23 protein-coding genes, 3 tRNA genes and 1 pseudogene are annotated in these 25,855 nt (G+C 71.4%); 14 read left to right on the top strand and 13 right to left on the bottom strand.

Going from position 1 to position 25,855, the window contains the following annotated elements; translation table 11 throughout:
- The 5 genes and pseudogenes from ACWD0Y_RS18895 to ACWD0Y_RS18875 all read left to right on the top strand — a co-directional run.
- Positions 1-913, top strand: a pseudogene (locus ACWD0Y_RS18895) (DNA polymerase III subunit gamma and tau); the annotation flags it as partial.
- 61 nt (positions 914-974) lie between these two features.
- Positions 975-2,228, top strand: a complete 1,254-nt coding sequence (gene purD, locus ACWD0Y_RS18890; RefSeq protein WP_450261468.1) for a phosphoribosylamine--glycine ligase — start codon at positions 975-977, stop codon at positions 2,226-2,228.
- Positions 2,229-2,448: 220 nt separating this feature from the next.
- The gene (locus tag ACWD0Y_RS18885; protein ID WP_450261467.1) at positions 2,449-4,128 is read left to right on the top strand and encodes a hypothetical protein; all 1,680 of its coding nucleotides are present in this window, start codon (positions 2,449-2,451) and stop codon (positions 4,126-4,128) included.
- Positions 4,129-4,374: 246 nt separating this feature from the next.
- Positions 4,375-5,883 (top strand): N,N-dimethylformamidase beta subunit family domain-containing protein, encoded by a 1,509-nt coding sequence (locus ACWD0Y_RS18880; RefSeq protein ID WP_450261466.1) that lies wholly within the window; start codon positions 4,375-4,377, stop codon positions 5,881-5,883.
- Positions 5,884-5,968: 85 nt separating this feature from the next.
- Positions 5,969-6,868 (top strand): phosphoribosylaminoimidazolesuccinocarboxamide synthase, encoded by a 900-nt coding sequence (locus ACWD0Y_RS18875; protein WP_450261465.1) that lies wholly within the window; start codon positions 5,969-5,971, stop codon positions 6,866-6,868.
- Between the two features lie 52 nt (positions 6,869-6,920).
- On the opposite strand, the gene ACWD0Y_RS18870 is transcribed toward ACWD0Y_RS18875, so the two are convergent.
- The 8 genes from ACWD0Y_RS18870 to ACWD0Y_RS18835 form a co-directional block, all read right to left on the bottom strand.
- Positions 6,921-6,993: transfer RNA gene (locus tag ACWD0Y_RS18870), tRNA-Gly, on the bottom strand.
- 22 nt (positions 6,994-7,015) lie between these two features.
- A complete protein-coding gene (locus ACWD0Y_RS18865; protein WP_450261464.1) occupies positions 7,016-7,639 on the bottom strand; it encodes a response regulator transcription factor in 624 nt (207 codons plus the stop codon).
- The gene (locus ACWD0Y_RS18860) at positions 7,636-8,946 is read right to left on the bottom strand and encodes a sensor histidine kinase (RefSeq protein WP_450261463.1); all 1,311 of its coding nucleotides are present in this window, start codon (positions 8,944-8,946) and stop codon (positions 7,636-7,638) included. The genes ACWD0Y_RS18865 and ACWD0Y_RS18860 overlap by 4 nt, the downstream gene beginning before the upstream one ends.
- A 32-nt stretch (positions 8,947-8,978) precedes the next feature.
- Positions 8,979-9,746: an ABC transporter permease gene (locus ACWD0Y_RS18855; protein WP_450261462.1), complete on the bottom strand. Its 768-nt coding sequence runs from the start codon at positions 9,744-9,746 to the stop codon at positions 8,979-8,981.
- The gene (locus ACWD0Y_RS18850) at positions 9,743-10,714 is read right to left on the bottom strand and encodes an ABC transporter ATP-binding protein (RefSeq protein ID WP_450261461.1); all 972 of its coding nucleotides are present in this window, start codon (positions 10,712-10,714) and stop codon (positions 9,743-9,745) included. The genes ACWD0Y_RS18855 and ACWD0Y_RS18850 overlap by 4 nt, the downstream gene beginning before the upstream one ends.
- Positions 10,715-10,848: 134 nt before the next feature.
- Positions 10,849-10,921: transfer RNA gene (locus ACWD0Y_RS18845), tRNA-Gly, on the bottom strand.
- A 53-nt stretch (positions 10,922-10,974) separates the two neighbouring features.
- Positions 10,975-11,046: transfer RNA gene (locus ACWD0Y_RS18840), tRNA-Gly, on the bottom strand.
- Positions 11,047-11,146: 100 nt separating this feature from the next.
- Complete coding sequence (locus ACWD0Y_RS18835; protein WP_093800169.1) at positions 11,147-11,464, bottom strand: histone-like nucleoid-structuring protein Lsr2; 318 nt, start codon at positions 11,462-11,464, stop codon at positions 11,147-11,149.
- Between the two features lie 313 nt (positions 11,465-11,777).
- On the opposite strand from ACWD0Y_RS18835, the gene purS reads away from it, so the two are divergent.
- Genes purS through purL form a run of 3 tightly spaced genes read left to right on the top strand, consistent with a single transcriptional unit; the run spans position 11,778 to position 14,952 of the window.
- On the top strand, positions 11,778-12,029 hold the full coding sequence (purS, locus tag ACWD0Y_RS18830; RefSeq protein ID WP_093800170.1) for a phosphoribosylformylglycinamidine synthase subunit PurS: 252 nt from the start codon (positions 11,778-11,780) through the stop codon (positions 12,027-12,029).
- Positions 12,026-12,706, top strand: coding sequence for a phosphoribosylformylglycinamidine synthase subunit PurQ (purQ, locus tag ACWD0Y_RS18825; protein ID WP_450261460.1), 681 nt, complete (start codon positions 12,026-12,028; stop codon positions 12,704-12,706). The genes purS and purQ overlap by 4 nt, the downstream gene beginning before the upstream one ends.
- Positions 12,703-14,952 carry a phosphoribosylformylglycinamidine synthase subunit PurL gene (gene purL / locus ACWD0Y_RS18820; protein ID WP_450261459.1) on the top strand — a complete coding sequence of 750 codons (2,250 nt, stop codon included), beginning with the start codon at positions 12,703-12,705 and terminating at the stop codon, positions 14,950-14,952. Before purQ ends, purL begins: the two co-directional genes overlap by 4 nt.
- 91 nt (positions 14,953-15,043) lie before the next feature.
- Here the strand turns inward: purL and ACWD0Y_RS18815 are convergent, their stop codons facing one another.
- The gene (locus ACWD0Y_RS18815) at positions 15,044-15,448 is read right to left on the bottom strand and encodes a nuclear transport factor 2 family protein (protein WP_450261458.1); all 405 of its coding nucleotides are present in this window, start codon (positions 15,446-15,448) and stop codon (positions 15,044-15,046) included.
- A 115-nt stretch (positions 15,449-15,563) separates the two neighbouring features.
- Here ACWD0Y_RS18815 and ACWD0Y_RS18810 point away from each other — a divergent pair, with 115 nt between their 5' ends.
- From ACWD0Y_RS18810 to ACWD0Y_RS18800, 3 genes are all read left to right on the top strand, one after another.
- Positions 15,564-16,364, top strand: a complete 801-nt coding sequence (locus tag ACWD0Y_RS18810) for a sterol carrier family protein (RefSeq protein ID WP_450261457.1) — start codon at positions 15,564-15,566, stop codon at positions 16,362-16,364.
- Between the two features lie 169 nt (positions 16,365-16,533).
- Positions 16,534-17,325, top strand: a complete 792-nt coding sequence (locus ACWD0Y_RS18805) for a putative protein N(5)-glutamine methyltransferase (RefSeq protein ID WP_450261456.1) — start codon at positions 16,534-16,536, stop codon at positions 17,323-17,325.
- A complete protein-coding gene (locus ACWD0Y_RS18800) occupies positions 17,322-18,203 on the top strand; it encodes an META domain-containing protein (RefSeq protein ID WP_450261455.1) in 882 nt (293 codons plus the stop codon). Before ACWD0Y_RS18805 ends, ACWD0Y_RS18800 begins: the two co-directional genes overlap by 4 nt.
- A gap of 73 nt (positions 18,204-18,276) precedes the next feature.
- Here the strand turns inward: ACWD0Y_RS18800 and ACWD0Y_RS18795 are convergent, their stop codons facing one another.
- On the bottom strand, positions 18,277-19,704 hold the full coding sequence (locus ACWD0Y_RS18795) for a sulfatase-like hydrolase/transferase (RefSeq protein WP_450261454.1): 1,428 nt from the start codon (positions 19,702-19,704) through the stop codon (positions 18,277-18,279).
- A 147-nt stretch (positions 19,705-19,851) separates the two neighbouring features.
- The gene (locus tag ACWD0Y_RS18790; RefSeq protein ID WP_369688981.1) at positions 19,852-19,944 is read right to left on the bottom strand and encodes a putative leader peptide; all 93 of its coding nucleotides are present in this window, start codon (positions 19,942-19,944) and stop codon (positions 19,852-19,854) included.
- Positions 19,945-20,059: 115 nt separating this feature from the next.
- On the opposite strand from ACWD0Y_RS18790, the gene purF reads away from it, so the two are divergent.
- Together purF and purM are read left to right on the top strand one after the other, a co-directional pair.
- On the top strand, positions 20,060-21,583 hold the full coding sequence (purF, locus tag ACWD0Y_RS18785) for an amidophosphoribosyltransferase (protein WP_093800176.1): 1,524 nt from the start codon (positions 20,060-20,062) through the stop codon (positions 21,581-21,583).
- A gap of 35 nt (positions 21,584-21,618) precedes the next feature.
- Positions 21,619-22,713 (top strand): phosphoribosylformylglycinamidine cyclo-ligase, encoded by a 1,095-nt coding sequence (purM, locus tag ACWD0Y_RS18780; RefSeq protein ID WP_450261453.1) that lies wholly within the window; start codon positions 21,619-21,621, stop codon positions 22,711-22,713.
- Positions 22,714-22,797: 84 nt separating this feature from the next.
- On the opposite strand, the gene ACWD0Y_RS18775 is transcribed toward purM, so the two are convergent.
- Together ACWD0Y_RS18775 and ACWD0Y_RS18770 are read right to left on the bottom strand one after the other, a co-directional pair.
- Complete coding sequence (locus ACWD0Y_RS18775) at positions 22,798-23,052, bottom strand: DUF3073 domain-containing protein (protein WP_028815102.1); 255 nt, start codon at positions 23,050-23,052, stop codon at positions 22,798-22,800.
- A 288-nt stretch (positions 23,053-23,340) separates the two neighbouring features.
- A complete protein-coding gene (locus ACWD0Y_RS18770; RefSeq protein WP_450261452.1) occupies positions 23,341-24,423 on the bottom strand; it encodes a Leu/Phe/Val dehydrogenase in 1,083 nt (360 codons plus the stop codon).
- A gap of 197 nt (positions 24,424-24,620) precedes the next feature.
- On the opposite strand from ACWD0Y_RS18770, the gene ACWD0Y_RS18765 reads away from it, so the two are divergent.
- Entirely contained in the window at positions 24,621-25,472 is an 852-nt protein-coding gene (locus ACWD0Y_RS18765; RefSeq protein ID WP_450261451.1) for a hypothetical protein, read from the top strand.
- Positions 25,473-25,855: the final 383 nt, after the last annotated feature.

Genomic DNA, 25,855 nt, shown 5'->3' with positions numbered 1-25,855 from the left:
TCGTCCCCCATGCCCGGACGCCGCCCGCGCGGGGGGCGGCTCATCCCGGTATGCCGCTCATACGTGCCCCCCTCTGCTCATTTTGTCGACGTACCCCCGTCGTTCAGCATCCGGCGCCCGCACCGGGCAGGACGCCGGTCGCCGGCCCGGCGGGTGGCCCACCGCCTCCGCTCCGGGCCAGGGCAGGCCGGAGCCGCAGGCCGCGCCCGTCGCGGCCCCTGCCGCAGCCGCGCCCGCGCCCGCCGTGTCGCAGTCGGCCGCCCAGGGCGCCGCACAGGTGCAGAACATGTGGCCGGGCATCCTGGAGGCCGTCAAGAACCGGCGGCGCTTCACCTGGATCCTGCTCAGCCAGAACGCCCACGTCAGCGGCTTCGACGGGACCACGCTCCAGATCGCCTTCATCAACGCCGGTGCCCGGGACAACTTCGCGAGCAGCGGCAGCGAGGACGTGCTGAAGCAGGCGCTGGCCGAGTCCTTCAACGTGCAGTGGAAGGTCGAGTCGGTCGTCGACCCGTCCGGTGGCGGTGCGCAGCCGCCCGGCGGGGGAGGCGGCTTCGGCGGCGGTCCGGGCGGTGGTGGCGGCGGCTTCGGCGGGCGGCCCCCGGCCCCGGCCCCGCGCCCCGCGCCCCAGTACCAGGCGGCTCCGCCCGCCCCCGCCGCTTCCCAGCCCCCCGGCCCGCAGCGCCCGGCACCGGAGGCCGCCTCAGGTCCCGGGCCCGGAGCTGGTTCCGGTCCCGGTGCCTCCTACGCCGTGGATTCGGCGCCCCCGCCTCCTCCCCCGCCGCCGATGGCGATCGAGGACGACGTACCGGAGGAGGACGATCCGGACCTCGTCGACTCGGCGCTGTCCGGCCACGACCTGATCGTGCGGGAGCTGGGTGCGACGGTCGTCGAGGAGTTCACGAACGAGTAGCCGGCGGGAGCCCGGCCGACGCCCGGCGGGGGGAGTGCGGCGCGCGGGCTAGGCTGCACCCGTGAAGGTCCTCGTCATCGGCGGCGGCGCCCGCGAACATGCCCTGTGCCGCTCTCTGTCCCTCGATCCCGACGTCACCGCGCTGTACTGCGCCCCCGGCAACGCCGGCATCGCCGAGGTGGCCGAGCTGCACCCGGTCGACGCCCTCGACGGTGCGGCCGTTGCCCGGCTCGCCGGTGAGCTCGGCGCCGGCCTCGTCGTCGTAGGCCCGGAGGCGCCGCTCGTCGCCGGGGTCGCCGACGCCGTGCGCGCGGCCGGTATCCCCTGCTTCGGCCCGTCCCGGGAGGCCGCTCAGCTGGAGGGCTCCAAGGCCTTCGCCAAGGACGTGATGGCCGGGGCGAACGTCCCCACCGCCCGCAGTTACGTCTGCACCACCCCCGAAGAGATCGACACGGCGCTGGACGCCTTCGGCGCGCCGTACGTCGTCAAGGACGACGGTCTCGCCGCGGGCAAGGGCGTCGTCGTCACCGACGACATCGACGCGGCCCGCGAGCACGCGCTGGCCTGCGACCGCGTGGTCATCGAGGAGTTCCTCGACGGCCCCGAGGTCTCGCTCTTCGCGATCACCGACGGTGTGACCGTCCTCCCCCTCCAGCCCGCGCAGGACTTCAAGCGCGCGCTCGACGGCGACGAGGGCCCGAACACCGGTGGCATGGGCGCGTACTCCCCGCTCCCGTGGGCCGACCCCAAGCTGGTCGACGAGGTCATGACGACCGTGCTCCAGCCGACCGTCGACGAGCTGCGCCGCCGCGGCACGCCCTTCTCCGGGCTGCTGTACGCGGGTCTGGCGATCACCTCGCGCGGCGTGCGGGTCATCGAGTTCAACGCCCGTTTCGGCGACCCGGAGACCCAGGTGGTCCTGGCCCGCCTCAAGACCCCGCTGGCGCGCGTGCTCCTCAGTTCCGCCAACGGCACTCTCGACGTCGAACCCCCGCTGAACTGGCGCGACGACGCCGCCGTGACGGTCGTCATCGCCTCGCACAACTACCCGGACACCCCGCGGACGGGCGACCGGATCGAGGGTCTCGACGAGGTCGCGGCCCAGGACGCGCCCCACGCGTACGTTCTGCACGCCGGAACCAGGCGGGACGGCGACGCCGTGGTGAGCGCGGGCGGCCGCGTGCTGTCGGTGACCGCGACGGGAGCGGACCTGACCGGGGCCCGCGAGCGGGCGTACGCCGCGGTGGCGCGGATCCGGCTCGACGGGGCGCAGTACCGGACGGACATCGCCCGGAAGGCGGCGTCCGAGGCCTGATCCCACCGCCCTTCCGACGCCCGACCGCGTCAGCAGCTTTCCCCAAAGCCATTCCATCGAGTGACCGCTGGTCCATCCGGCTGACGGCCGCCGAACCCCCAACTAGGGTGCGGCGCAAGCATTCCGGCACTTGGCCCACCGACATTGCGATGTCAGTGGCGGGTGCCACAGTGGGGGAATGAGCAAAGCCGTCGCAGGGCGAAGGGGGTGACGTCCGGCCGTGTCCGGTACCGGTAGGGGTGTGGAGAAGGGCGCGCAGTCCGCGCGTTCCAGGGCTCTCGCCGTGCTGCGCGTCCGCGGCAGGGCGCTGGCCGTCGCCCTGCTTCCCGCGGCCGTCGCCGTCGTCCTGCTGGTGGGCGGCGCCACGGGCCATGCGGTCGGCGGGGGCTGGGACGCCGCGCGCTGGGTGACGTCCGTCGTCGCGGTGGTGGCGCTGCTGGCGGCCGTCGCGGTAGGGGCCGTGATCGTACGGGCGAGGCCGGCCGTCACCCCGACGGTGGAGGTCGCCGAGGAGTCCGCGCCGGACCTCTACCGGCTCGTGCGCGACCTGGCGGACCGCCTGGAGGTGCCGGCGCCGTCCGCGATAGCGCTCACACCGGACTGCGACAGCTGGCTGGAGGACCGCACGCACCCGGCATCGGCGTCCCCACCGACCGCCTCGGCCCCCGCCCCCGCCCCCGCACGGCGCAGAACCGCGGCCGCGCCCGTGCTGGTCATCGGCTCGCCGTTCCTGTGGTGGATGCGGGTGGCCGAGCTGCGGGCGGTGCTCGCCCCGGTCGTCGCCGGTACGGGGCCCTCCGCGCACCCCGACATAGCCGCCGCGCGCCGCTTCGTGCGGGGCCTGGACGCCGCCGTCGCGGTCGCCGCCCACCCGGACCAGAGCCTCCTGCGCCGCATACCCCTCGGCTTCATCGGCTGGGTCTCCCGGCTGATGCTGCGCAGCTGCCGCGTGCACGCCGCCGAGATGGAGCGGGGCGTCGCGACCGCCGCGTCCGAGCGCGCGCAGACCGTGGACTACGGCCTGCGGATCGTGGCCCAGGAGCAGGTCGGCCTGGCGTACGCGGGCTGGGACCGGCTGCTGACCCGGGTCGCGCTGCCCGCCTGGCGCATGGGCCGCTGGCCGTCCCGCCTCGACGCGGGCGTGGTCTCCGCCCTCACCGAGCTCTCCCGGCGCGACCGTCTGGCCGAGGGCTTCACCTCCCGGCTGGGCGACCGGCCGGCGTGCGACCTCCTGGAGGAGCCCGGCGCCGTGGACGAGGCCGCCTCGCTCCTCGCCGCCCGCCTCTTCCACGGCGGCCCCGCCGAACCGGGGCCGGACTGGTCGCCGGTGGACTGGCCGCAGTACCCGGAAGAGGTCGTCGACCGCAAGTGGCGCGCCGACGCCGCCCGCCTGCACCGTGTGCTGGACACCCTGGGCATACGCCGACCCACGGCCCCCGACGCCCCCACCCTGACCCGGGTGATGGACCATCTGTCGGCGCCCCTGCCCACGAGCGACGCGCCCCACCCGGCGGCCGAGGCGCTTGCCACGGCCATCGAGGCGGAGGTCGCCCGGGAAGGGGCGCCCGCCCCGGCGACCGCGCCGCCCGGGCCCGACGAGGACGACGGCCTGTGGGAGACCGGCCCCCTCCCGCTCTTCCCGCTCCAGCCGCCCAGGACCGGCCGTGACCTGCTCGCCGACCATGTCACCGCGATGGTCTGCTGCGCCGCCGTCGACACCGCCGGAGCCGTACCCGGCCTGGACTGGCTCGACGGCCCCGTACTCCTGGTCGAGGGCGAGCGTCACACGGATCTGGCCGCCCACGTCCTGAGCCTCGTCGAGGACGGCGACGCGGCGCCGCTCCGCTCCTGGCTGGCCTCCGCCGGCGTACGCCCGGAGAAGCCGGTCCGCCTGGTCTGAGACCCCCGAGTGGCGTGCCACGGTGGCGGGAGGGGACGCCCGGCACGGCACCGGCCTCAAAACCCCCGCACCCCAGACGTCCCGCAGGCCCCTATCACGCCTCTCACGTACCGGAGGGTCAGATTCCGTTCACGTCTATTCGCGACGAACGGTGACGGAGTGCGTGCGTTATGTGATGTGCTGGGGGTCAGTAGCTGACAAGTGGTGCATCACTGTTGTCTCGGGGGCTTGAGGGAGGGAAGCGGTATGGGGGACGAATTCATCCGGCGCTGGGAATCGGGAGCTCTCGCGCATGCCGTTTCCGATCCCTTCGGCCAGGGCCCCCTGCCCTGGCTGCGCGGCGGCGAGCACTACTTCAGCGACAGCGGCCAGGTCATCCCCTGGTACGCCGAGCACACCGAGTACACCGAACACGTCGACCCCGTCACCGGCGTCAGGCTCCCGCAGCCCCGCTCCACCTCCACCGGCGGCCCCCGCAACGCCGACGACGTGGGCCAGCAGATCAAAGGCTTCGCGTCCCCCGGCGCGGCCGCGCCCGGCGAGGCGATCGACTTCCACATCACCGTGGACCCGCCCCAGCAGTTCTCCGTGGACATCTACCGGATCGGCCACTACAGCGGCCACGGCGCGGCCAAGATCACCACCAGCCCCCGTCTGTCCGGCATCGTCCAGCCGGCCCCGCTCGCCGCCGACCGCACCGTCTCCTGCCACCACTGGTGGCTGTCCTGGCGCCTGCAGATCACCGAGTTCTGGAACGTCGGGGCGTACGTCGCCGTGCTCACCACCGCCGACGGCTACCGCTCGCACATCCCCTTCACGGTCCGCGACAGCCACCCCGCCGACCTCCTCCTGCTCCTGCCCGACATCACCTGGCAGGCGTACAACCTCTACCCGGAGGACGGCCGCACCGGCGCCAGCCTCTACCACGCGTGGGACGGCATGGGCCGCCTCCTCGGCGAGGAGGACGCCGCCACGACCGTCTCCTTCGACCGCCCGTACGCCGGAGCGGGCCTGCCCCTCCACGTGGGCCACGCGTACGACTTCATCCGCTGGGCCGAGCGCTACGGCTACGACCTCGCCTACGCCGACGCCCGCGACCTGCACGCGGGCCGCATCGACCCGACCCGCTACCGCGGCCTGGTCTTCCCCGGCCACGACGAGTACTGGTCCGCGCCCATGCGCCGCGCCACCGAGCTCGCGCGCGAGGCGGGCACCTCCCTCGTCTTCCTCTCCGCCAACACCATGTACTGGCAGGTCGAACTCGCACCCTCCCCCTCCGGCACCGCCGACCGCCTCCTCACCTGCCGCAAGCGCCGCGGCCCCGGCAAGGCCGCTCTCTGGCGCGAGGTCGACCGCCCCGAGCAGCAGCTGATGGGCATCCAGTACGCCGGACGGGTCCCCGAGCCCAGCCCCCTGGTCGTACGCAACGCGGACCACTGGCTCTGGGACTCCACCGGTGCCCACGAGAACGACGAGATCGAGGGCCTGGTGGCCGGCGAGGCCGACCGTTACTTCCCGCGCACCGCCCTCCCGGAGCACCAGCGCCGTATCCTGCTCGCCCACTCCCCCTACCGGGACGGCGACGGGGCCCTCCGCCACCAGGAGACATCGCTCTACCGGGCCCCCAGCGGCGCCCTCGTCTTCGCCTCGGGCACGTTCGCCTGGTCCCCGGCCCTGGACCGTCCGGGTCACGTGGACCCGCGCATCCAGCGGGCCACGGCCAACCTCCTGGACCGCATCTGCAAACGTGACTGAGCTCCCGGGCCGCCCCGCCACGACGTCCGCGCTCCGCATACGGGAGAATCGGAAGCGCTCCTGGATCAACCTACGCGGAGGAACCGTGTCCGGATTCGTAGAAAAGCCCGAGCCTCTCCAGCTCCCGGGCCTGACCCACCTCCACACGGGCAAGGTGCGTGACCTCTACCAGAACGAGGCGGGCGACCTCGTCATGGTCGCCAGCGACCGCATCTCCGCGTACGACTGGGTGCTGCCCACGGAGATCCCCGACAAGGGCCGGGTGCTGACCCAGCTCTCGCTCTGGTGGTTCGAGCAGCTCGTGGACATCATCCCGAACCACGTCGTCTCCACCGAGCTCCCGCCCGGAGCCCCCGCCGACTGGGCCGGCCGTACGCTCGTCTGCACGTCCCTGCGGATGGTCCCGGTCGAGTGCGTGGCCCGCGGCTACCTCACCGGCTCGGGCCTCGCCGAGTACCAGCAGTCCCGCACCGTGTGCGGCCTGGCCCTTCCCGAAGGCCTGACCGACGGCTCCGAACTCCCCGCGCCGATCTTCACGCCCGCCACGAAGGCGGCCGTCGGCGATCACGACGAGAACGTCAGCTACGAGGAAGTCGCCCGCCAGGTCGGCGCCGAGACCGCCGCCAAGCTGCGCCAGACGACCCTCGCCGTGTACAGCCGGGCCCGCGACATCGCCCGTGACCGGGGCATCGTCCTCGCCGACACGAAGTTCGAGTTCGGCTTCGACGGCGACCGGCTGGTCATCGCCGACGAGGTGCTGACCCCGGACTCCTCCCGCTTCTGGCCCGCCGCCACCTGGGAGCCCGGCCACGCCCAGCCGTCGTACGACAAGCAGTACGTCCGCGACTGGCTGACCTCGCCCGCCTCCGGCTGGGACCGCACGGCGGAGCTGCCGCCGCCCGCGCTCCCGCAGGAGATCGTCGACGCGACCCGGGCGAAGTACCTGGAGGCGTACGAGCTCCTCACCGGCACCAACTGGTCCTAGGGCAACGCAGAAGGCCCCGGTCGTGACGACCGGGGCCTTCTGACTCACTCTGAGCGGACGACCAGGTTCGAACTGGCGACCTCAACCTTGGCAAGGTTGCGCTCTACCAACTGAGCTACGTCCGCATGCGCCGTGGCGCGATGCCCACTATACCCAACCCCGCTCGCGTGCGATGCGTACAGCCGTATGACGATTTTCCGCACCCAGTTTCGAAGCGGCCGACGACAGGTAGTTGCGCACCGTCCCCGGCGACAGCGCGGCCCGCTCCGCGATCTCCGCGACGGGCGCCCCGTCCGCCGCCAGCTCCAGCACCTCCGCCTCGCGCGCGGTCAGCGGCGAGTCTCCCGCGGAGATCGCGTCGGCCGCCAACTCCGGGTCCACATAACGGTTTCCGTCCCGTACGCTCCGGATCAGCTCGGCCAGCCGCTGCGCGCTGACGGTCTTCGGCACGAACGCCCGCACCCCCGCCGCGAGCGCCCGCTTCAGGTGCCCGGGCCGCCCGTGGCTGGTCACGATCATGCAGCGGCACCCGGGCAGCTCGGTCCGCAGGGATGTGGCCACACTCACACCGTCGATTCCCGGCATCTGCAGATCGAGGACGGCGACGTCCGGCCGGTGCGCCCGGGCCATCGCCAGCGCCTCGGGCCCCGTGGCCGCCTCGGCGACGACGACCAGATCGTCCTCCAGCGCGAGCAGCGCGGCGAGCGCGCCCCGGATCAGATGCTCGTCGTCGGCCAGCAGCACCCGTACGGGAACCGGGGAAGCGGTCATCGCAGCGCCCCCCGAGCCGGCGCCCCCCGAGCCGGCGCCCCCTGCGCCGGCACCTCCTGCGTCCGCGTCCCCTGCCTCCGTGCGTCCTGCCTCCGTGCCTCCTGTGCCAGCGGCACTTCGGCCGTGAGCCGGAACCTGCCGCCCTCCACCGGCCCCGCCCGCAGCGTCCCGCCGACCGCGGTCAGCCGCTCCCTGAGCCCGGCGAGCCCCGACCCCGGGGTGCCCGGAGCGGACCCGCCCTCCGCGCCGTCGTTCTCCACGACCAGCACCGCCCGCCCGCCGCCGGACGTCAGCCGCACCGTGCAGCTGCGCGCGTCCCCGTGCCGCAGCACATTGGTCGTCGCCTCCCGTACGACCCAGCCGAGCGCCGACTGCACGCCCGACGGAAGCCCGTCGCCGAGCGGTTCCCGGTCCATCAGGCAGTCGATGCCCGCCGCACTCAACACGCCCCGTGCCCCTTCCAGTTCGGCGGACAGATCCGCGTCCCGATAGCCGCGTACGAGCTCACGCACCTCGCGCTGCGACTCCTGCGCGATCCGCTGCACCTCGGCCATCTGGTCGGCGGCCTCCGGCCTGCCGCGCCGCGCCAGCCGCACCGCCAGCTCGCTCTTGAGCGCGATGACGGCCAGATTGCGGCCCATGACGTCGTGCATGTCCCGCCCGAAGCGCAGCCGTTCCTCGGCGACCGCCAGCCGGGCGGACACGTCGCGGGACCGGTCCAGTTCCCAGATCATCGCCATGAACCAGGCCGTCGAGCGCGTGGTGACCAGCGCGAAAAACCCCACGAAGAGCACGACGATCGCAGCCGAGACCGCGAGCGGGGGCTCCGCCCCGGTGGCAGCCGTCGCGCCGGCCACCAGCGCCGCGGTCACCACCGATCCCAGCACCAGCCGCCGCAGCGTCGACAGCATGAACGTCGACATGGCCGGGGACAGCAGGGCGTACGGCAGCATTTGCAGCATCGCCGCCCCGTCGCCGATCCCGCCGATCGCCTGGAGCGCCAGGATCAGGCTCACCGAAACCCCGCCCAGGACCAGCGCGACGGCCGCCGACCGCCACGGCGCCGGAGCCCCGTCGACGTAGTGCGCGAGCCCGTGGTGGATGGTGTGCATCGCGACCGCGCACTGGGCCACGGAGAGCGCCACCAGCCCGCGGGCGAGCGCGACGGCGTCGGGATCGCGGGCGAGCTCCTGGGTGAGGGGGGTGAGGATGCTGACCGGGATCAGCCACGGCAGGACGTACAGCACCGCCCGCATGTACAGATCCAGCTTCGCGGCCTGGCTCCGCTTCCGCCAGAAACCCCTCATCCCCGTCCCCCCGCTCTCTTCTCTCCGGTCGCCTAGCGCCGCGGTTCCCAGCGGAACCACCGCTGCACGGCGAACACCGACAGTACGGTCCAGGCCACCGCCGTGGCGACGGCACCCAGCGCCTCGTACGCCCCCAACTGCCCGGTCCAGCCGCCCCGCACCAGTTCCACGGCCGGAGACAGCGGCAGCAGCTCGCAGACCGAGGCGAGCGCGTCCGGCATCAGCTCCAGCGGTACGACGACCCCCGACCCGGCCATCGAGACCAGCAGCATCGGCATGATCGTGATCTGCGCGCCCTCGGCGGACCTGGTGAAGGCCGTCGTCGCCGCCGCCGTCGTACTCGCGACCGCAAGCCCGAGCACCACTCCGGCCACCACCCACAACGGATCGGCGGGCATCTCCATCCCCAGGACCGCCGCCCCCGCGACCACCAGCAGCACGCACTGCGCGAACCCGGCCGCCAGCGTGGCGGCCGCCGTCCCGGCCAGGATCTCCGCGTCGCCCGGCTCCCCGGTCCGCAACCGCTTGAGCACCAGCTCCTCGCGCCGCACCACATAGACCGTGACCAGCGCCGAGTACACCCCGAAGAGCAGCACGAACGCCACGGACATCGGCATCAGCGCCGCGCCCAGTGATATCCCGGCCTCCTTCAGGGCCGCGCCGTCGAGGAACGGCCGCATCGCGTAGGTCATCGCGACCGGCAGCACCAGCGCCGTGATGAGCACCGCCTTGTGCCGTACGAGCAGCGTCAGTTCGGCCCGCGTCAGCGCCGCCATACGTCCCGCGACAGCCGTGCTCATCGCGCCGCCCCCTTGCCCGCCATGTCCGCGTTACCCGCTTCCTTCTCCTTCGCCTCCCGCGCGATGTTCAGGAAGGCCTCCTCCAGCGAGGCCGACCGCACATCGAGCCCGCGCAGCTCCACCCCCGCCGCGCCGGCCCACGTCAACAGCCCCGTGGCGGCCGCCTGGAGCCGGTCCGTGAACAACCGCACCGACCGGCCCGCCACCTCGTGCCCCGTGACGCCCAGCTGCCCCAGCGGCGGCAGGTCCCCCAGGTGGTAGCCGTCCGGCAGTTCGAAGGAGATCTGCGACGGGTACGCCGCCACGACCTCGTCGACCCGCCCCTCGGCGGCGATCCGCCCCTCGTGCATGATCGCCAGCCGGTCGGCGAGCTCCTCGGCCTCCTCCAGGTAGTGCGTGGTCAGCAGTACGGTCGTTCCCCCGTCGCGCAGCTCGCGCACCAGCTCCCACGTCTCGCGCCGCCCCTCGGCGTCGAGACCCGTCGTCGGCTCGTCGAGGAAGAGGACCTCCGGCCGCCCGAGCAGCGCCATCGCCAGGTCGAGCCGCCGCCGTTCACCGCCGGACAACTGCTTGACCCGTACGCTTTCCCGCCTCTCCAGCCCCACCAGCTCCAGCGCCTCGCCCACCGGCCGCGCCCCGCTGGTGCACCCCGCCCACATCCGGGCGGTCTCGCGCACGGTCAGCTCGGACGGGAAACCGCCCTCCTGGAGCATCACGCCGACCCGGGGACGTACCTTCGCGCGTTCGGTGTACGGGTCGTGGCCGAGCACCCGGACGCTGCCGCCGCTGGGCGGGGCCAGGCCCTCCAGGAGCTCCAGGGTCGAGGTCTTGCCCGCGCCGTTCGTGCCGAGCAGCGCGAAGAGCTCGCCGCGCGCCACGGAGAAGGAGAGTGAGCGGACGGCCTCGAAGCCGCCGCTGTAGACGCGCCGCAGCCCTTCCGCGTCGATCACATAGTCATCGGTGGTCATGTCCCCAGACTCCCGCCGGACCACGGCCGGCGGCAGTGCGTGCTGTCACCACTGCACATGACAAATGTCAGTACGGCCGGGGGCGGACACGACAAAGGCCCCGGTTGCAATGACCGGGGCCTTCGTACTCGCTGAGCGGACGACGAGATTCGAACTCGCGACCCTCACCTTGGCAAGGTGATGCTCTACCAACTGAGCCACGTCCGCATGTGGTGCCACCACTGTACCCGACCACAGAAGTGGCCGGTCTAGCGATGCAGAGCGGGTGACAGGAATTGCACACTGCGCCTTCCCCCTGGAAGGGGGATGTTCTACTACTGAACTACACCCGCACGCTGCTCGGGGACCGGCCCTTCGGCCTTGCCCCTCGGCGTGATCCAGACTCTAGCCGACAGGTGGGGGTGCAATGCAAATCGGCTCCTCCACGTGTCGTCAGGAAGCCTCCGTGAAGGCCTCGTAGACCTTCTTCGGGATGCGGCCGCGGGCCGGCACGTCCATCTGGTGCGAGCGCGCCCACGCGCGCACCGCCGCCGGGTCGGGGGCCACGGAGGTGTGGCGGTAGGTCCTGCCCGACTTCGACTGCTTTCGGCCGGCCTGGATGAAGGGCTCCAGCGCCGTGCGCAGTTTCTTTGCATTGGCGGGATTCAGGTCGATCTCGTACGACTTCCCGTCCAGGCCGAAGCTGACCGTTTCCGCTGCTTCCCCTCCGTCGATGTCGTCGAAGAGCGTGACCACTACGCGCTGAGCCACGGATATCGGTCCTTTCCTGCGGCGTCACCACGCTTGACGTGGGGCGACGCCGGCCTTCCGGCTGTTTTGGAGCAATGCTGATTTCTTCGCTATTCCTTTGTACAGCGACAGGCATTGCATGGTGCAGCCCAGTTAATTCCGTCCGCGTGTCCGTACGCAATCGGAGGCGGCCGTTTTTCCCTGATTTTTTCTCGGGGTTGCCGCCCCCGATACCGGTCCGTGATCCACGTCAACCCTTATCTACCCGCGTAGAATTTCTGGGCGGGTACGCTGATGGAACCGCCTTCGCACCACACCACCACCGGGAGTGCCAGTGGCACGCGTCGTAGTCGACGTCATGCTCAAGCCCGAGATCCTCGACCCGCAGGGACAGGCGGTGCAGCGTGCACTGCCCCGTCTCGGCTTCGAGGGAATCGCGGACGTCCGTCAGGGAAAGCGTTTCGAGCTCGAGGTAGAAGGGCCGGTCGATGACGCCGCCCTCGCCCGCATCAACGAGATGGCCGAAACGTTCCTCGCCAACACCGTCATCGAGGACTTCACCGTGAAGGTGGAGGAGTCGAAGTGACCGCTCGTATCGGAGTCGTCACCTTTCCTGGAACGCTCGACGACCAGGACAGCCTCCGCGCCGTCCGGACCGCGGGCGCCGAGCCGGTCTCGCTGTGGCACCGCGACAAGGACCTCAAGCAGGTCGACGCGGTCGTCCTCGCGGGCGGTTTCTCCTACGGCGACTACCTGCGGGCCGGTGCCATCGCCCGCTTCTCGCCCGTGATGGAGACGATCATCGAGCAGGCGAAGGCCGGCCTGCCGGTCCTCGGTATCTGCAACGGCTTCCAGATCCTCACCGAGGCGCACCTGCTGCCCGGAGGGATGCTCCAGAACAACCACCTGCACTTCATCTGCCGCGAGCAGAAGCTGCGCGTGGAGACGAGCGGGACGGCCTGGACGGCGGACTACACCGCCGGGCAGGAGATCCACATCCCGCTCAAGAACATGGACGGCCGTTACGTCGCCGAGGAGCGCGTGCTCGACGAGCTGGAGGCCGAGGGCCGCGTCGCCTTCCGCTACCTGGACGTCAACCCGAACGGTTCACTCCGCGACATCGCCGGCATCACCAACGCCGCCGGCAACGTCGTCGGCCTGATGCCGCACCCGGAGCACGCCGTGGAGCCGCTGGTCGGCACCGGACGTACCGACGGCCTCGGATTCTTCACCTCGATCCTGAAGAAGCTGGTCAACGCATGACTCTCGACACCGTCAAGCACGCCTCGGAGACCCCCGAGGCCGAGCAGCCCTGGAAGGAACTCGGCCTCAAGGAGGACGAGTACGCGCGCATCCGCGAGATCCTGGGCCGCCGCCCGACCGGCGCCGAGCTCGCCATGTACAGCGTCATGTGGTCCGAGCACTGCTCGTACAAGAGCAGCAAGGTCCACCTGAAGCAGTTCGGCGAGAAGGTGCCGGTCAACGACGCGATGCTCGTCGGCATCGGCGAGAACGCGGGCGTCGTCGACGTCGGCCAGGGCTACGCCGTGACCTTCAAGGTCGAGTCGCACAACCACCCCTCGTACATCGAGCCCTACCAGGGCGCGGCCACCGGCGTCGGCGGCATCGTCCGCGACATCCTGGCCATGGGCGCCCGCCCGGTCGCGGTCGTCGACCCGCTGCGCTTCGGTGCGGCCGACCACCCCGACACCCGGCGCGTACTGCCCGGCGTGGTCGCGGGCATCGGCGGCTACGGCAACTGCCTGGGCCTGCCGAACATCGGCGGCGAGGTCGTCTTCGACGCGTGCTACCAGGGCAACCCGCTGGTCAACGCCGGCTGTATCGGCGTCATGAGGCACGAGGACATCCACCTCGCCAAGGCGAGCGGTCCCGGCAACAAGGTCATCCTGTACGGCGCCCGCACGGGCGGCGACGGCATCGGCGGCGTGTCGGTCCTCGCCTCCGAGACCTTCGAGTCGACCGGTCCCGCGAAGCGTCCGGCCGTCCAGGTCGGCGACCCCTTCCAGGAGAAGCTCCTCATCGAGTGCACCCTGGAGATCTTCCGCGAGCAGCTCGTCGCGGGCATCCAGGACCTCGGCGGCGCGGGCCTGTCCTGCGCCACCTCCGAACTGGCCTCGGCCGGTTCCGGCGGCATGCGCGTGGAGCTGGACACCGTCCCGCTGCGCGACTCCTCCCTCTCGCCCGAGGAAATCCTCATGAGCGAGTCGCAGGAGCGCATGTGCGCGATCGTGGAGCCGGACAAGGTCGACCGCTTCCTGGAGATCTGCGAGAAGTGGGACGTCATCGCCACCGTCATCGGTGAGGTGACCGACGGCTCGCAGCTGGAGATCTTCTGGCACGGCGAGCAGATCGTCGACGTACCGCCGCGGACCGTGGCCCACGAGGGCCCCGTCTACAACCGGCCGTACGCCCGCCCCGCGTGGCAGGACGCGCTCCAGGCCGACGACGCCAACAAACTGGCGCGCCCGGCGAACGCCGCCGAGCTGCGCGAGCAGGTGCTGAAGCTCGTCTCGTCGCCGAACCAGGCGTCGAAGTCGTGGATCACCGACCAGTACGACCGCTTCGTGCAGGGCAACACGGTGCTCGCCATGCCCGAGGACGCCGGCATGGTGCGGATCGACGAGAAGACGAACCTGGGCGTCGCGATGGCGACCGACGGCAACGGCCGGTACGCGAAGCTCGACCCGTACACGGGCGCGCAGCTCGCGCTGGCCGAGTCGTACCGCAACGTCGCCGCCTCCGGCGCCAAGCCGCTCGCGATCTCCGACTGCCTGAACTTCGGCTCCCCCGAGGACCCGGACGTCATGTGGCAGTTCGCGGAGGCCACGCGCGGTCTCGCGGACGGCTGCCTCCAGCTCGGCACCCCGGTGACCGGCGGCAACGTCTCGCTCTACAACCAGACCGGCGAGACGGCCATCCACCCGACGCCCGTCGTCGCGGTGCTCGGCGTGATCGACGACGTGACGCGGCGCACGCCCGTCGCCTTCGCGGAAGAGGGCCAGCTCCTCTACCTGCTCGGCGACACGCACGAGGAACTGGGCGGCTCGGCCTGGTCCCAGGTCATCCACGACCACCTCGGCGGCATGCCGCCGAAGGTCGACCTGGACCGGGAGAAGCTGCTCGGCGAGATCCTGATCTCGGCCTCGCGCGACGGCATGATCGACGCGGCGCACGACCTGAGCGACGGCGGCCTGGTCCAGGCGGTCACCGAGTCCTGCCTGCGCGGCGGGAAGGGTGCGCGGCTGGTCGTGCCGGACGGTCTCGACTCCTTCGTGTTCCTGTTCTCCGAGTCGGCCGGCCGGGCGGTCGTGTCCGTGCCGCGCAGCGAGGAGCTCCGCTTCACCGACATGTGCGGGGCGCGCGGTCTGCCCGTGACCCGGATCGGTGTCGTCGACGGAGACGAGATCGAGGTCCAGGGCGAGTTCAGCATTCCGCTGAGCGAGCTCCGTACGGCGCACGAGAAGACCCTTCCGGGCCTCTTCGCCTGAGTTCCGCACGGGTCATCGAGGATGTAAGTACGGCCCCGCCCTCCAAGAGGGCGGGGCCGTCGGCCGGTCCGGCGCCGTGCCCGCGGGCGGCTCACTCCGCCGTGCCCCAGAAGGCGTCGGTCTCGTCGATGTCCTCGACGCACTCGTCGATGTCCGACAGCTTGCCGCCCACGATCGTGAAGAAGAGAGCGCCCTTCATCTCGATGCCGCGGTCCCCGCGCTCGGCGTACCACTTGTGGGCGGCCACGGCGTGTCCGCGCCCGTCCACGTAGACGCCCTCCAGGTCGGCGCGCATGGAGCCGCCCGACAGCTCGAAGAACCTGCGGAACAGGCCCAGGACGTTGTCCCGGCCCTTGTAATGACCGGAGATCTGACTCGACCCGGGCGTGTGGAACGTGCAGTCCGCCATCATCATGGTCGCGAGGGTCTCCATGTCGCCCTTGTTGAACGCCTCGTAGCCCCGGCGCACCAGGGCACTGTCCGGGTGCTCACCCATGGCTGCTTCCCACCTTCCGTAATCCGTACGACCGCCTTCCTCCATCGTCCGCCGGGTGTGCGCCCACTGCCACGCGGCCACGGCCGGCGCGACCGGGTCGGTTAACCTCGCCCCCATGCCCCCTGCCAGGAAGCGCACCCGCAGGTACGACCCCGCCAGGACCCGCGCCGCCGTGCTGGCGCAGTCCGCCCAGGTGCGGGCAGGAATCCGCACCCTCACCCCCGAGCAGCTCGCCGCTCCCACCCGGCTGGGTGACTGGACGGTCCGCGAGCTGGCGGCGCACGTCTGCATGGCGCTCGGCTCCGTCACCCGCTCACTGGAGGAGCCCGAGCCCGCCGGGCAGGAGATGGCACTGCTCGACTGGCCTTTCGCCACCGTGACCGCCGCGGGCCGCATCGACGAGGACACCAGGGCGCTCGCCGCCGGGGCCGGGCCGGGCGAGCTGGGCGAGCTGTACGCGCGTACCGAGGCGGCCGTCGCCGCCGCGCTGCCGGGCGCTTCGGACGACCGGCTGGTGCCCATGCGGTTCGGGGCCATGCGGTTCGGTGACTTCCTGGTCACCCGTACCGTCGAGCTGATCGTCCACACCGACGACCTGAACGACGCGACCGGGCTGGGCATCCCGTACGACCGCCAGGCCCTCGCCGCCTGCACCCGCGTCCTCGCCGACGCCCTCGCCGTGAAGGCGCCCGGCGGTTCGGTCGAGGTCCGCGTCCCGCCGTACGCCGTGGTGCAGTGTGTGGAGGGCCCCCGGCACACCCGCGGGACCCCGCCCAACGTCGTCGAGACCGACCCGCTCACCTGGATCCGCCTCGCCACGGGGCGTACGGACTGGGACACGGCCGTCGGCGAGGCGAAGGTCGGCGCCAGCGGCGAAAGGGCCCGCCTGGCCGGGTTGTTGCCCCTTCTCGGGTAGCGGCGACAAATGATCATGTACTGTTGCCGACGCCAACGCAGGACGTACGCACCGAGGAGGTGAGACCCATTACCGCTGTACCAGGTCGGGTGCTCTCCTCTCGCGACCGCGCGGTCCCCCTGACATAGGTGACCGAGGGAGCGCCCATCGGCGTCCCGAAAGGTTTCCCGTGTCCCTCTCCCCTTCCGTCGTCGTCACCAGGCTTCGCGCCGCCGGCTGTGTGTTCGCCGAGGACGAGGCGGAGCTGCTTCTCTCCACCGCGCGAAATCCCGCGGAGCTCGCTGCCATGGTGGACCGGCGGACCGCCGGCCTCCCCCTGGAACACGTCCTCGGCTGGGCCGAGTTCTGCGGCCGTCGCGTCACCGTCGACCCCGGGGTCTTCGTCCCGCGCCGCCGCACCGAGTTCCTCGTCCGGCAGGCCGCCGCCCTCGCGCCCTCGCGCGCCGTCGTGGTCGACCTGTGCTGCGGCTCGGGCGCGCTGGGCGCGGCGCTGGCCGCGTCCATGGAGCAGGCCGAGCTGTACGCCGCCGATGTCGACCCGGCCGCCGTGCGGTGTGCCCGGCGCAATGTCGGTCCCATGGGCGGGCAGGTGTACGAAGGCGACCTCTACGCGCCGCTGCCGGCGGCCACGCTGCGGGGCCGGGTCGACGTACTGCTGGCCAACGTGCCGTACGTACCGACCGAGGAGATAGAGCTGCTGCCCCCGGAGGCCCGCATCCACGAGGCGCGGGTCGCGCTCGACGGCGGGGCGGACGGGCTCGACGTACTGCGGCGGGTGACGGCGGAGGCGGCGCGGTGGCTGGCGCCGGGCGGCCACCTGCTGTTCGAGACGAGCGAGCGCCAGGCGCCGCAGGCCGTGGAGACCGTCGCCCGCGACGGGCTGGTCCCGCGGGTCGTCACGTGCGACGAGCTGTACGCCACCGTCGTCATCGGAAGGAAGAAGGACGGACAGGACGGGTGACGGGCAAACGGAACCAGAAACGCCACTGGTTCCGTCCCACCGCCATGGATACGTCGCGCACCCGCATCTGCGGCCCCCTCACCGGCGCCGCCACCGTCCTCGCCCTCCTGACCCTGGCCGCCTGCGGTACGGAACCGGGCCCGGGCGCCGGAGGTGACGCCACCGTGAAGCCGGCCCCCCAGGTCACCGGCATCGACTGGACCGTCGACAGCGTGACCGTCGACGGCAAGAAGGTGCCGGCGCCGGAGAAGGCCACGGTCCGGTTCGACGAGAAGGGCCGGGCCGAGGGCAGCACCGGCTGCAACCACTTCGGCGCCGATGCGACGGTCAAGGGCGACACGGTCACGGTGGGGCCCGCCCGGACCACCGAGATCGGCTGCCCGAAGAACGTCGCGAAGTTCGAGCAGCACCTCCAGCGCACCCTCACCGGTGAGCTCAAGGCCGAGGTCACGAACGACAGGCTCACGCTGACCACGGCCGAGGGCGACACCGTCGCCCTGTCCGAGACGAAGCCCGAGCCCGGCGCGCAGCTGCTCGGCACCGAGTGGCGGGTGGAGTCGCTGCGTGACGGCGACACCGCGACCTCGCTGCCCGGGGACGCGGCGGGCAGGGCGAAGCTGGTCTTCGCCGAGGACGGGTCCGTGGGCGGCCATCTCGGCTGCAACAACGTCTCGGGCCGGGCGAAGGTCTCCGGGGACACCATCACCTTCTCCAAGATCGCCACGACCCGGAAGCTGTGCCCCCCGTCGGTGATGGATGCCGAGCGGGCGCTGCTCGGCATCCTCGACGGCAAGGCGGCCTACGAGATCCGTGACCGCGCCCTGTCCCTCACCGCGGCGGACGGCAAGGGACTGGACGCGGTCGCGATCGCCAGGTGACCTGAGCACCGGCGTTCGCCGTACGGGGGCGGAAGCCGCCGACGGGGCCGGTGCGGCACCGCGTCACCCCGGCTCAGGACACCGCCCCGTACGGCAGCAGCCCCGCGTCCGTCCTCTCCCAGGCGGCCCGCAGCGCGGCCAGCCGCCCCGGCTCGGCCGACGCCTTGTCCGCCTGTTCCCGCGCGTCCTCGGTGAGCCGGAACAACTGGTCCCGGCCGCCGGGGCCCCGGTAGTACTTCCACTCGCCCCGCCGCAGCGCCCGTTCACCCCGTACGCGCCAGAACAGGTCCCTTTCCGGCGCCCGATCGCCGCGCAGCAGGTACCCGGCGAGACTCGCGCCGTCCAGCGGGTACGCCGGATCGGGACGCGCGCCGCCCAGCTCCAGCAGCGTCGCCGTCCAGTCCGGCGTGAACACCGGCACGTCGCTGACCTGGCCGCCGTCGATCCTGGCGGGCCAGCGCACGAGGGTCGGCACCCGTATGCCGCCCTCCTTCAGGGAGGACTTGTTGCCCGAGAGGGGCCAGTTGTACGAGAAGCGCTCGCCGCCGTTGTCGCTCGCGAAAACGACCAGGGTGTCCTTCTCCTGCCCCGACCGCTTCAGCGCGCCCAGCACCGCACCGACCGACCGGTCCAGGTCCTCGACCATCTCCTTGTACTTCTCGACCGAACCGCCGTCCTGGTGCCACAGCGCCCCGCGGTCTCCCGCCTTGATCCGCCGGACGATCTCCGCGCTCCGCTCCTCGTCGCCGTCGGCGATCCACGGCCAGTGCGGGGTGGTGAAGTTCAGGTTCAGCAGCCACGGTCTGTCGTGTTCGCGCTCTATGTAACCGCTCGCCCGCTCGGTCAGGATCCGCGTGTAGTACCGCAGGTCCTTGTACGGGGCGTCGCCCTCGTAGAGGTCGTACTCCCCGCCGAGCCCCAGCTTCGAGTAGTACTCCAGCGCGCCCCCGAAGTTGCCGAAGAACTCGTCCCAGCCCGACCGTGTCGGGCTGTAGTCCGGCAGGTACCCGCAGTGCCACTTGCCGATCAGCGCGGTCGCGTACCCGGCGCCCTTCAGCAGCGAGGCGAGCGTGGGGTGCGTCGGCTCCAGGCCCACCGACCTGTCCGCGATCGGCTCGGCGAGCCCGCCCTCGGTACGCCCCGGGAAGCGCCCCGTGTAGAGGCTGAAGCGGGTCGGGGAGCAGGTCGCGGACCCGGAGTACGCGTCGGTGAAGCGCACCCCCTGCCGGGCGAGCCGGTCGAGGTGCGGCGTACGGATGTGGGGGGAGCCGTACGAGGAGAGGTCGGCCCAGCCCAGGTCGTCGCCCAGGACGAACAGGATGTTGGGCCGCCGGGAGCGCCGGCCGGCGGCCGCCCGGAAGGGCCGCTCCTCCGGGATGCCGGCGGTGGCTCCGGCAGGGGCGGCGGAGGCCGGCCCGGTCGCGAGGCCGACGGCGGCGGCGCTCGCGCCGACGACACCGCCGAAGGCGCGCCGGGACAGCTTCTTGTCGTGCGAGGTCACGGGATCTCCAGTGATGAAGAGCACGCCGGCCGGGCCCGTGGCGGCGCGGTTCAGCGCTCTGCCGGGGCCGGACCGGGGCAGGGGAGGCCGCGGGAGGCGGCACGGAGGAAGGAGAGGTGATCTACGGGGCGCGGGAGGGAAACGCGCCTACGCGCAACGACAGATGGCGCTCGCGACACGGACCAGGTCGACGTGGCGGCGCTCCACCAGTGTGACCGAGCGGTCACCGAGTGGCTGCATGGGGCAGGAGCCTGGCGGAGTCATCGCGCACCTGTCAAGCCCCGACCCGTCTCGGCCGACGGCCGGCCGCGTCCCCAATTCGGACCAGTGGTCGATCTCGCCTACACTCGGTGGTGTGCCTCGTGGTGATGGACGACTCAACCACGACCTGCTCCCCGGTGAGAAAGGCCCCCAGGACGCTTGCGGCGTCTTCGGTGTCTGGGCTCCCGGCGAAGAGGTCGCCAAGCTCACCTATTTCGGACTGTATGCCCTGCAGCACCGTGGACAGGAGTCCGCGGGCATCGCAGTGAGCAACGGGTCCCAGATCCTGGTCTTCAAAGACATGGGACTGGTCTCGCAGGTCTTCGACGAAACCTCTCTCGGCTCCCTCCAGGGCCATATCGCGGTGGGCCATGCCCGCTACTCCACGACCGGAGCGTCGGTGTGGGAGAACGCGCAGCCGACCTTCCGTGCCACCGCGCACGGATCGATCGCCCTGGGACACAACGGCAACCTGGTCAACACGGCGCAGCTCGCCGAGATGGTCGCCGCCCTCCCCAAGGAGAACGGCCGCGCGACGCAGGTCGCCGCGACCAATGACACCGACCTGGTCACAGCGCTGCTGGCCGGCCAGACGGACGACGACGGCAAGCCCCTCACGATCGAGGAAGCCGCCGCCAAGGTCCTTCCCGACGTCATGGGCGCCTTCTCCCTCGTCTTCATGGACGAGGGCACGCTCTACGCAGCCCGCGACCCGCAGGGCATCCGCCCGCTGGTCCTCGGCCGGCTGGAGCGCGGCTGGGTGGTGGCCTCCGAGTCCGCCGCCCTCGACATCTGCGGCGCCGCGTACGTCCGTGAGGTCGAGCCGGGCGAGATGCTCGCGATCGACGAGAACGGTCTGCGCACCTCCCGATTCGCGGAAGCGAAGCCCAAGGGATGTGTCTTCGAGTACGTCTACCTGGCGCGCCCGGACACCGACATCGCCGGCCGCAACGTCTATCTCTCGCGTGTCGAGATGGGCCGGAAACTGGCCAAGGAAGCCCCGGTCGAAGCCGACCTGGTGATAGCGACGCCCGAGTCCGGCACCCCCGCCGCGATCGGTTACGCCGAGGCGAGCGGAATTCCGTACGGCTCGGGCCTCGTCAAGAACGCGTACGTCGGCCGGACCTTCATCCAGCCGTCCCAGACGATCCGCCAGCTTGGCATCCGCCTGAAGCTCAACCCGCTCAAGGAAGTCATCCGCGGCAAGCGCCTGGTGGTCGTCGACGACTCGATCGTCCGCGGCAACACCCAGCGCGCCCTGGTCAAGATGCTCCGCGAGGCCGGCGCCGCCGAGATCCACATCCGGATCTCCTCCCCGCCGGTGAAGTGGCCCTGCTTCTTCGGCATCGACTTCGCGACCCGCGCGGAGCTCATCGCCAACGGCATGACGATCGACGAGATCGGCACCTCGCTGGGCGCCGACTCGCTCTCGTACATCTCCATCGACGGGATGATCGAGTCGACCACCATCCCCAAGGCGAACCTGTGCCGCGCCTGCTTCGACGGCGAGTACCCGATGGAGCTCCCGGACCCCGAGCTGCTCGGCAAGCAGCTTCTGGAGACCGAGCTCGCGGCCGGCCCGGCGAGCGCCGCGGCCGAGGCGCTCCGTCGCCCGTAACGCCCCCCTTTCACGACACGAAAGATCTCAAACTCATGTCTGCTGAATCTGCTGGGCGTGCTCCGCACGCGGGTACCGGTGCCAGCTACGCGTCCGCGGGCGTAGACATCGAAGCCGGCGACCGCGCCGTGGAGCTGATGAAGGAGTGGGTGAAGAAGACGCAGCGCCCCGAGGTCCTCGGCGGCCTGGGCGGCTTCGCCGGCCTCTTCGACGCCTCCGCCCTCAAGCGCTACGAGCGCCCGCTGCTCGCCTCCGCCACCGACGGTGTCGGTACGAAGGTCGACCTCGCCCGCAAGATGGGCGTGTACGACACGATCGGCCACGACCTCGTCGGCATGGTCGTCGACGACCTGGTCGTCTGCGGCGCCGAGCCGCTCTTCATGACCGACTACATCTGTGTCGGCAAGGTGCATCCCGAGCGTGTCGCGGCCATCGTGAAGGGCATCGCCGAGGGCTGTGTCCTCGCGGGCTGCGCCCTGGTCGGCGGCGAGACGGCCGAGCACCCCGGCCTGCTGGGCGAGGACGACTTCGACGTCGCCGGCGCCGGTACGGGCGTGGTGGAGTACGACCGGCTGCTGGGCGCGGACCGTATCCGCAAGGGTGACGCGGTGATCGCCATGGCGTCCTCCGGTCTTCACTCGAACGGGTACTCACTCGTCCGGCACGTGGTCTTCGACCGCGCCGGCTGGACGCTGGACCGCGAGGTCGAGGAGTTCGGCCGCACCCTCGGCGAGGAGCTCCTGGAGCCCACCAAGATCTACTCGCTGGACTGCCTGGCCCTCACCCGCACCGCCGAGGTGCACGCTTTCAGCCACATCACGGGCGGCGGTCTTGCGAACAACCTGGCCCGCGTGATCCCGGACGGCCTGCACGCCACGGTCGACCGCTCCACCTGGACCCCCGGCGCGGTGTTCGACCTCGTCGGCAAGGCCGGACAGGTCGAGCGGCTCGAACTGGAGAAGACCCTCAACATGGGTGTCGGCATGATGGCCGTCGTCCCCGAGGAGTCGGTGAACGTGGCGCTGGAGACCCTCGCCGACCGCGGTGTCGACGCCTGGGTGGCCGGAGAGATCACCGAGCGCGGCGATCACGCCACGGGCGCGACGCTCACGGGCGACTACAGCAAGTAATCATCCGGGCAGCACAGAACCCGGTCCGGGGCCGAAGCCCCGGACCGGGTCAAGTGTGTGATGCCTGTTCGAGGTGTACGGACGTCAAGCGCCGCGACGATGTGCCGAAGGACCGGACTCTTCGTCCTCGTCCCCGTCATCGTTGTACTGAGCCGCGTACTGTGCGTACGGGTCGTCTTCCTCGTCGTCGTCCTCGAACGGCTCGCCATTAGGCGGCTGTTGCGAAGTCGTCGAAGCGCCCAGCTCGTTGGCCAGACGCGACAGGTCAGTCCCGCCGCTGCTGTACTTCAGCTGGCGGGCGACCTTAGTCTGCTTGGCCTTTGCCCGGCCGCGCCCCATGGCTCGACCCCCTCGGTGACGGGGCTCGACGGCCCCAGAGTCTTGACACGCGTTCATGGTTCGGAACGGACTCCCCTGGGAGAGACCGGTCCGTAGGGCATCAACGGTACCTGCTTCCGTGGCCATACGGTACGCCGCCCGCATGCAACGCCTCGGCACAGAACCCACGAGAAGCCCCGTCCTCGCTGGTCAACTGCGATTTTAACCTCTTCTGAGGGCCGACCCGCCGACGGGGGTGAGTCATGTCTCGCCGACGGCGGGCCGGCCCCTCGGGAGAGGGCCGCGAGGTCAGCGCCCGCGTGCCTCGGCCATCCTCTGCTCGGCGATCCTGTCGGCCGCCGCGGCCGGCGGAATGCCGTCCGCCTTCGCACGTGCGAATATTGCGAGCGTGGTGTCGAAGATCTTCGCGGCCTTCGCCCTGCACCGGTCGAAGTCGAAACCGCGCAGCTCGTCGGCGACCTGGATCACACCGCCGGCGTTCACCACGTAGTCGGGCGCGTAGAGGATCCCGCGGTCCGCGAGGTCCTTCTCGACGCCGGGATGGTCGAGCTGGTTGTTGGCCGCGCCGCACACCACCTTCGCCGTCAGCGCCGGAACGCTCTCGTCGTTCAGCGCGCCGCCGAGTGCGCACGGGGCGTAGATGTCCAGGCCCTCGACGCGGATCAGCGCCTCGGTGTCCGCGACGACGGTCACCTCGGGGTGACGGTCGGTGACGCGGCGTACCGACTCCTCCCGCACATCCGTGATCACGACCTCGGCGCCGTCCTCCAGGAGGTGCTCGACGAGGTGGTGGCCGACCTTGCCCACGCCCGCGACGCCGACCTTGCGGTCGCGCAGGGTCGGGTCGCCCCACAGGTGCTGGGCCGAGGCCCGCATGCCCTGGAAGACGCCGAAGGCGGTGAGCACGGAGGAGTCGCCGGCGCCGCCGTTCTCGGGGGAGCGGCCGGTCGCCCAGCGGGTCTCACGGGCGACGACGTCCATGTCGGCGACGTACGTGCCGACGTCGCAGGCGGTCACGTAGCGGCCGCCGAGGGAGTCCACGAACCTGCCGTAGGCGAGGAGCAGTTCCTCGCTCTTGAGCGTCTCGGGGTCACCGATGATCACGGCCTTGCCACCGCCGTGGCCGAGCCCGGCCAGGGCGTTCTTGTACGACATGCCGCGCGCGAGGTTCAGCGCGTCGGCGACGGCCTCCTCCTCGGTCGCGTACGGGTAGAAGCGCGTGCCGCCGAGGGCCGGGCCCAGGGCGGTGGAGTGGATGGCGATGACGGCCTTGAGGCCGCTGGCGCGGTCCTGGCACAGCACGACTTGCTCGTGGCCGCCCTGTTCCGATCGGAACAGGGTGTGCAGGACGCCTTCGGATGCGTCGGTCACGGTGGTGACTCCCAAGTACGAGGCGCTACGCCCTCCTGCGGGTGGGGAGGGCCGGTGGGCAAGAGAGTAAGACCTGGCAGGCCCCGGGTGGACCCCCGTGCCGAGGATCACCCCCCGGCGGAGTACGCGTGGGACGATTTCTCCCCGGTTCCCTTCCGGTTCTTCCAGGTTCTTTCCGGTCGAAGTGAGGAGCAGGCGTGGCCCAGGCGTCATCGGTGACCGTCCCGTACGCCGCCTATCTGCGGGTGTACGAACCACTGGCCGCCTTCCCCGAGCCGGAGCGCGGCCACTGGGCGCGGTACGCGGGCCGCGAGCGGCTGCCCACGGCCCAGGACGAACTCAGGCGGTCGCTGGCCGACTTGCTGCCCACCCCGCCGGTGCCCGTGCCGGTCCACGAGAGCAGCGACGCGTTCGTGACCGAAGTGGACGGAGTGGTGTGCATCTGTCCCTGGCGGACGAGGCTGCGCGGCTGGCTGGCGCTGGAGGAACTGCCCGCACTCTTCCCGGAGCCGATGCTGGACGCGGCGCTGCCGCCGCTGGTGCGCCGGCAGGCGGCCGCGGACTTCGAGCGGTGGCTGGAGCGCCACCCGGACGCGCGGCCGTGGATCAGGAGTTCGGCGTGGCACGTGCCGGTGCGCTGGTTCGCGCTCTTCACGGACGAGGAACGGGAGTACCGGAAGGGCGAGGGGGAGACCGCGCCCGTACTGCGCTACCGGACGCCGATGGCCCAGGCGCGGCGGCGGGTGGCGCGGGCGCTGAAGACGCTGCGGGAGCAGCTCGACGCCGAGGCCGGCGGACCGCTCGTCGAGGGCCTGGTGGATGTGGGCCGCTGGCTGGAGGAGTTCCACCCCAGGTCGCTGGTCGAGCTCGACTACGGCGGCCTGGTGCACGTACTCCCGCAGGAACATCTCGCCGAGGACCACTCCGCGGCGGATGTGGCCGAGGGGATCGCGGCGCTGCGGGCCGGGGACGGCGCGGGGGCCGGCGAGGCGTACGGGAGGCTGACGGAGCGGTGGCGGGTGGTGCGCGAGCTCCAGTTCGCGAACTGACCGCGAGGGGGCGCCGATCCGGCGGCCGGGACGTAGGTCCTGATCCGGGCCTTTGCCTCAAGCGTGATGGACAGCACTTAGCGGTCTCTTGCGCCCATCCCCCTTCCTCATGCCAAAATAGGACAAGGAGTCCGGTGAGGGCTCCTTCCGTCCCACTAGGGGCGGAATAGCTCGGTATTGCGCGCTATGGGGGGTCATGACGGCTCCTGATCGCTCTGTGACTGATCGTCACTGTGACGTGACTGTCCGCTATGGCATGGTCCATCGGCTTCGTCGCTGATGAACACCTGGGAGGGCAATTCCATCGGTTTGGCCGACGTGGCTGGACGGATGGTGTAGTTGTAGTGCCGAGGACAAGCCGTTCGTCCTATAACCGACTCGGC

This window comes from Streptomyces altiplanensis (assembly GCF_053591575.1).
Note: the sequence above shows the minus strand (reverse complement) of the source record. Positions and strands in the feature narration are given on the sequence as shown.

Bases quoted from the DNA above. Each gene is read 5' to 3' on its own strand.
- ACWD0Y_RS18815 (WP_450261458.1), bottom strand. From the start codon at position 15,448: ATGGGTGAGCACCCGGACAGTGCCCTGGTGCGCCGGGGCTACGAGGCG.
- purL (WP_450261459.1), top strand. From the start codon at position 12,703: ATGACTCTCGACACCGTCAAGCACGCCTCGGAGACCCCCGAGGCCGAG.
- ACWD0Y_RS18775 (WP_028815102.1), bottom strand. From the start codon at position 23,052: ATGGGGCGCGGCCGGGCAAAGGCCAAGCAGACTAAGGTCGCCCGCCAG.
- ACWD0Y_RS18865 (WP_450261464.1), bottom strand. From the start codon at position 7,639: ATGACCGCTTCCCCGGTTCCCGTACGGGTGCTGCTGGCCGACGACGAG.
- ACWD0Y_RS18855 (WP_450261462.1), bottom strand. From the start codon at position 9,746: ATGAGCACGGCTGTCGCGGGACGTATGGCGGCGCTGACGCGGGCCGAA.
- ACWD0Y_RS18880 (WP_450261466.1), top strand. From the start codon at position 4,375: ATGGGGGACGAATTCATCCGGCGCTGGGAATCGGGAGCTCTCGCGCAT.
- ACWD0Y_RS18790 (WP_369688981.1), bottom strand. From the start codon at position 19,944: ATGCAGCCACTCGGTGACCGCTCGGTCACACTGGTGGAGCGCCGCCAC.
- ACWD0Y_RS18810 (WP_450261457.1), top strand. From the start codon at position 15,564: ATGCCCCCTGCCAGGAAGCGCACCCGCAGGTACGACCCCGCCAGGACC.
- ACWD0Y_RS18850 (WP_450261461.1), bottom strand. From the start codon at position 10,714: ATGACCACCGATGACTATGTGATCGACGCGGAAGGGCTGCGGCGCGTC.
- ACWD0Y_RS18860 (WP_450261463.1), bottom strand. From the start codon at position 8,946: ATGAGGGGTTTCTGGCGGAAGCGGAGCCAGGCCGCGAAGCTGGATCTG.
- purM (WP_450261453.1), top strand. From the start codon at position 21,619: ATGTCTGCTGAATCTGCTGGGCGTGCTCCGCACGCGGGTACCGGTGCC.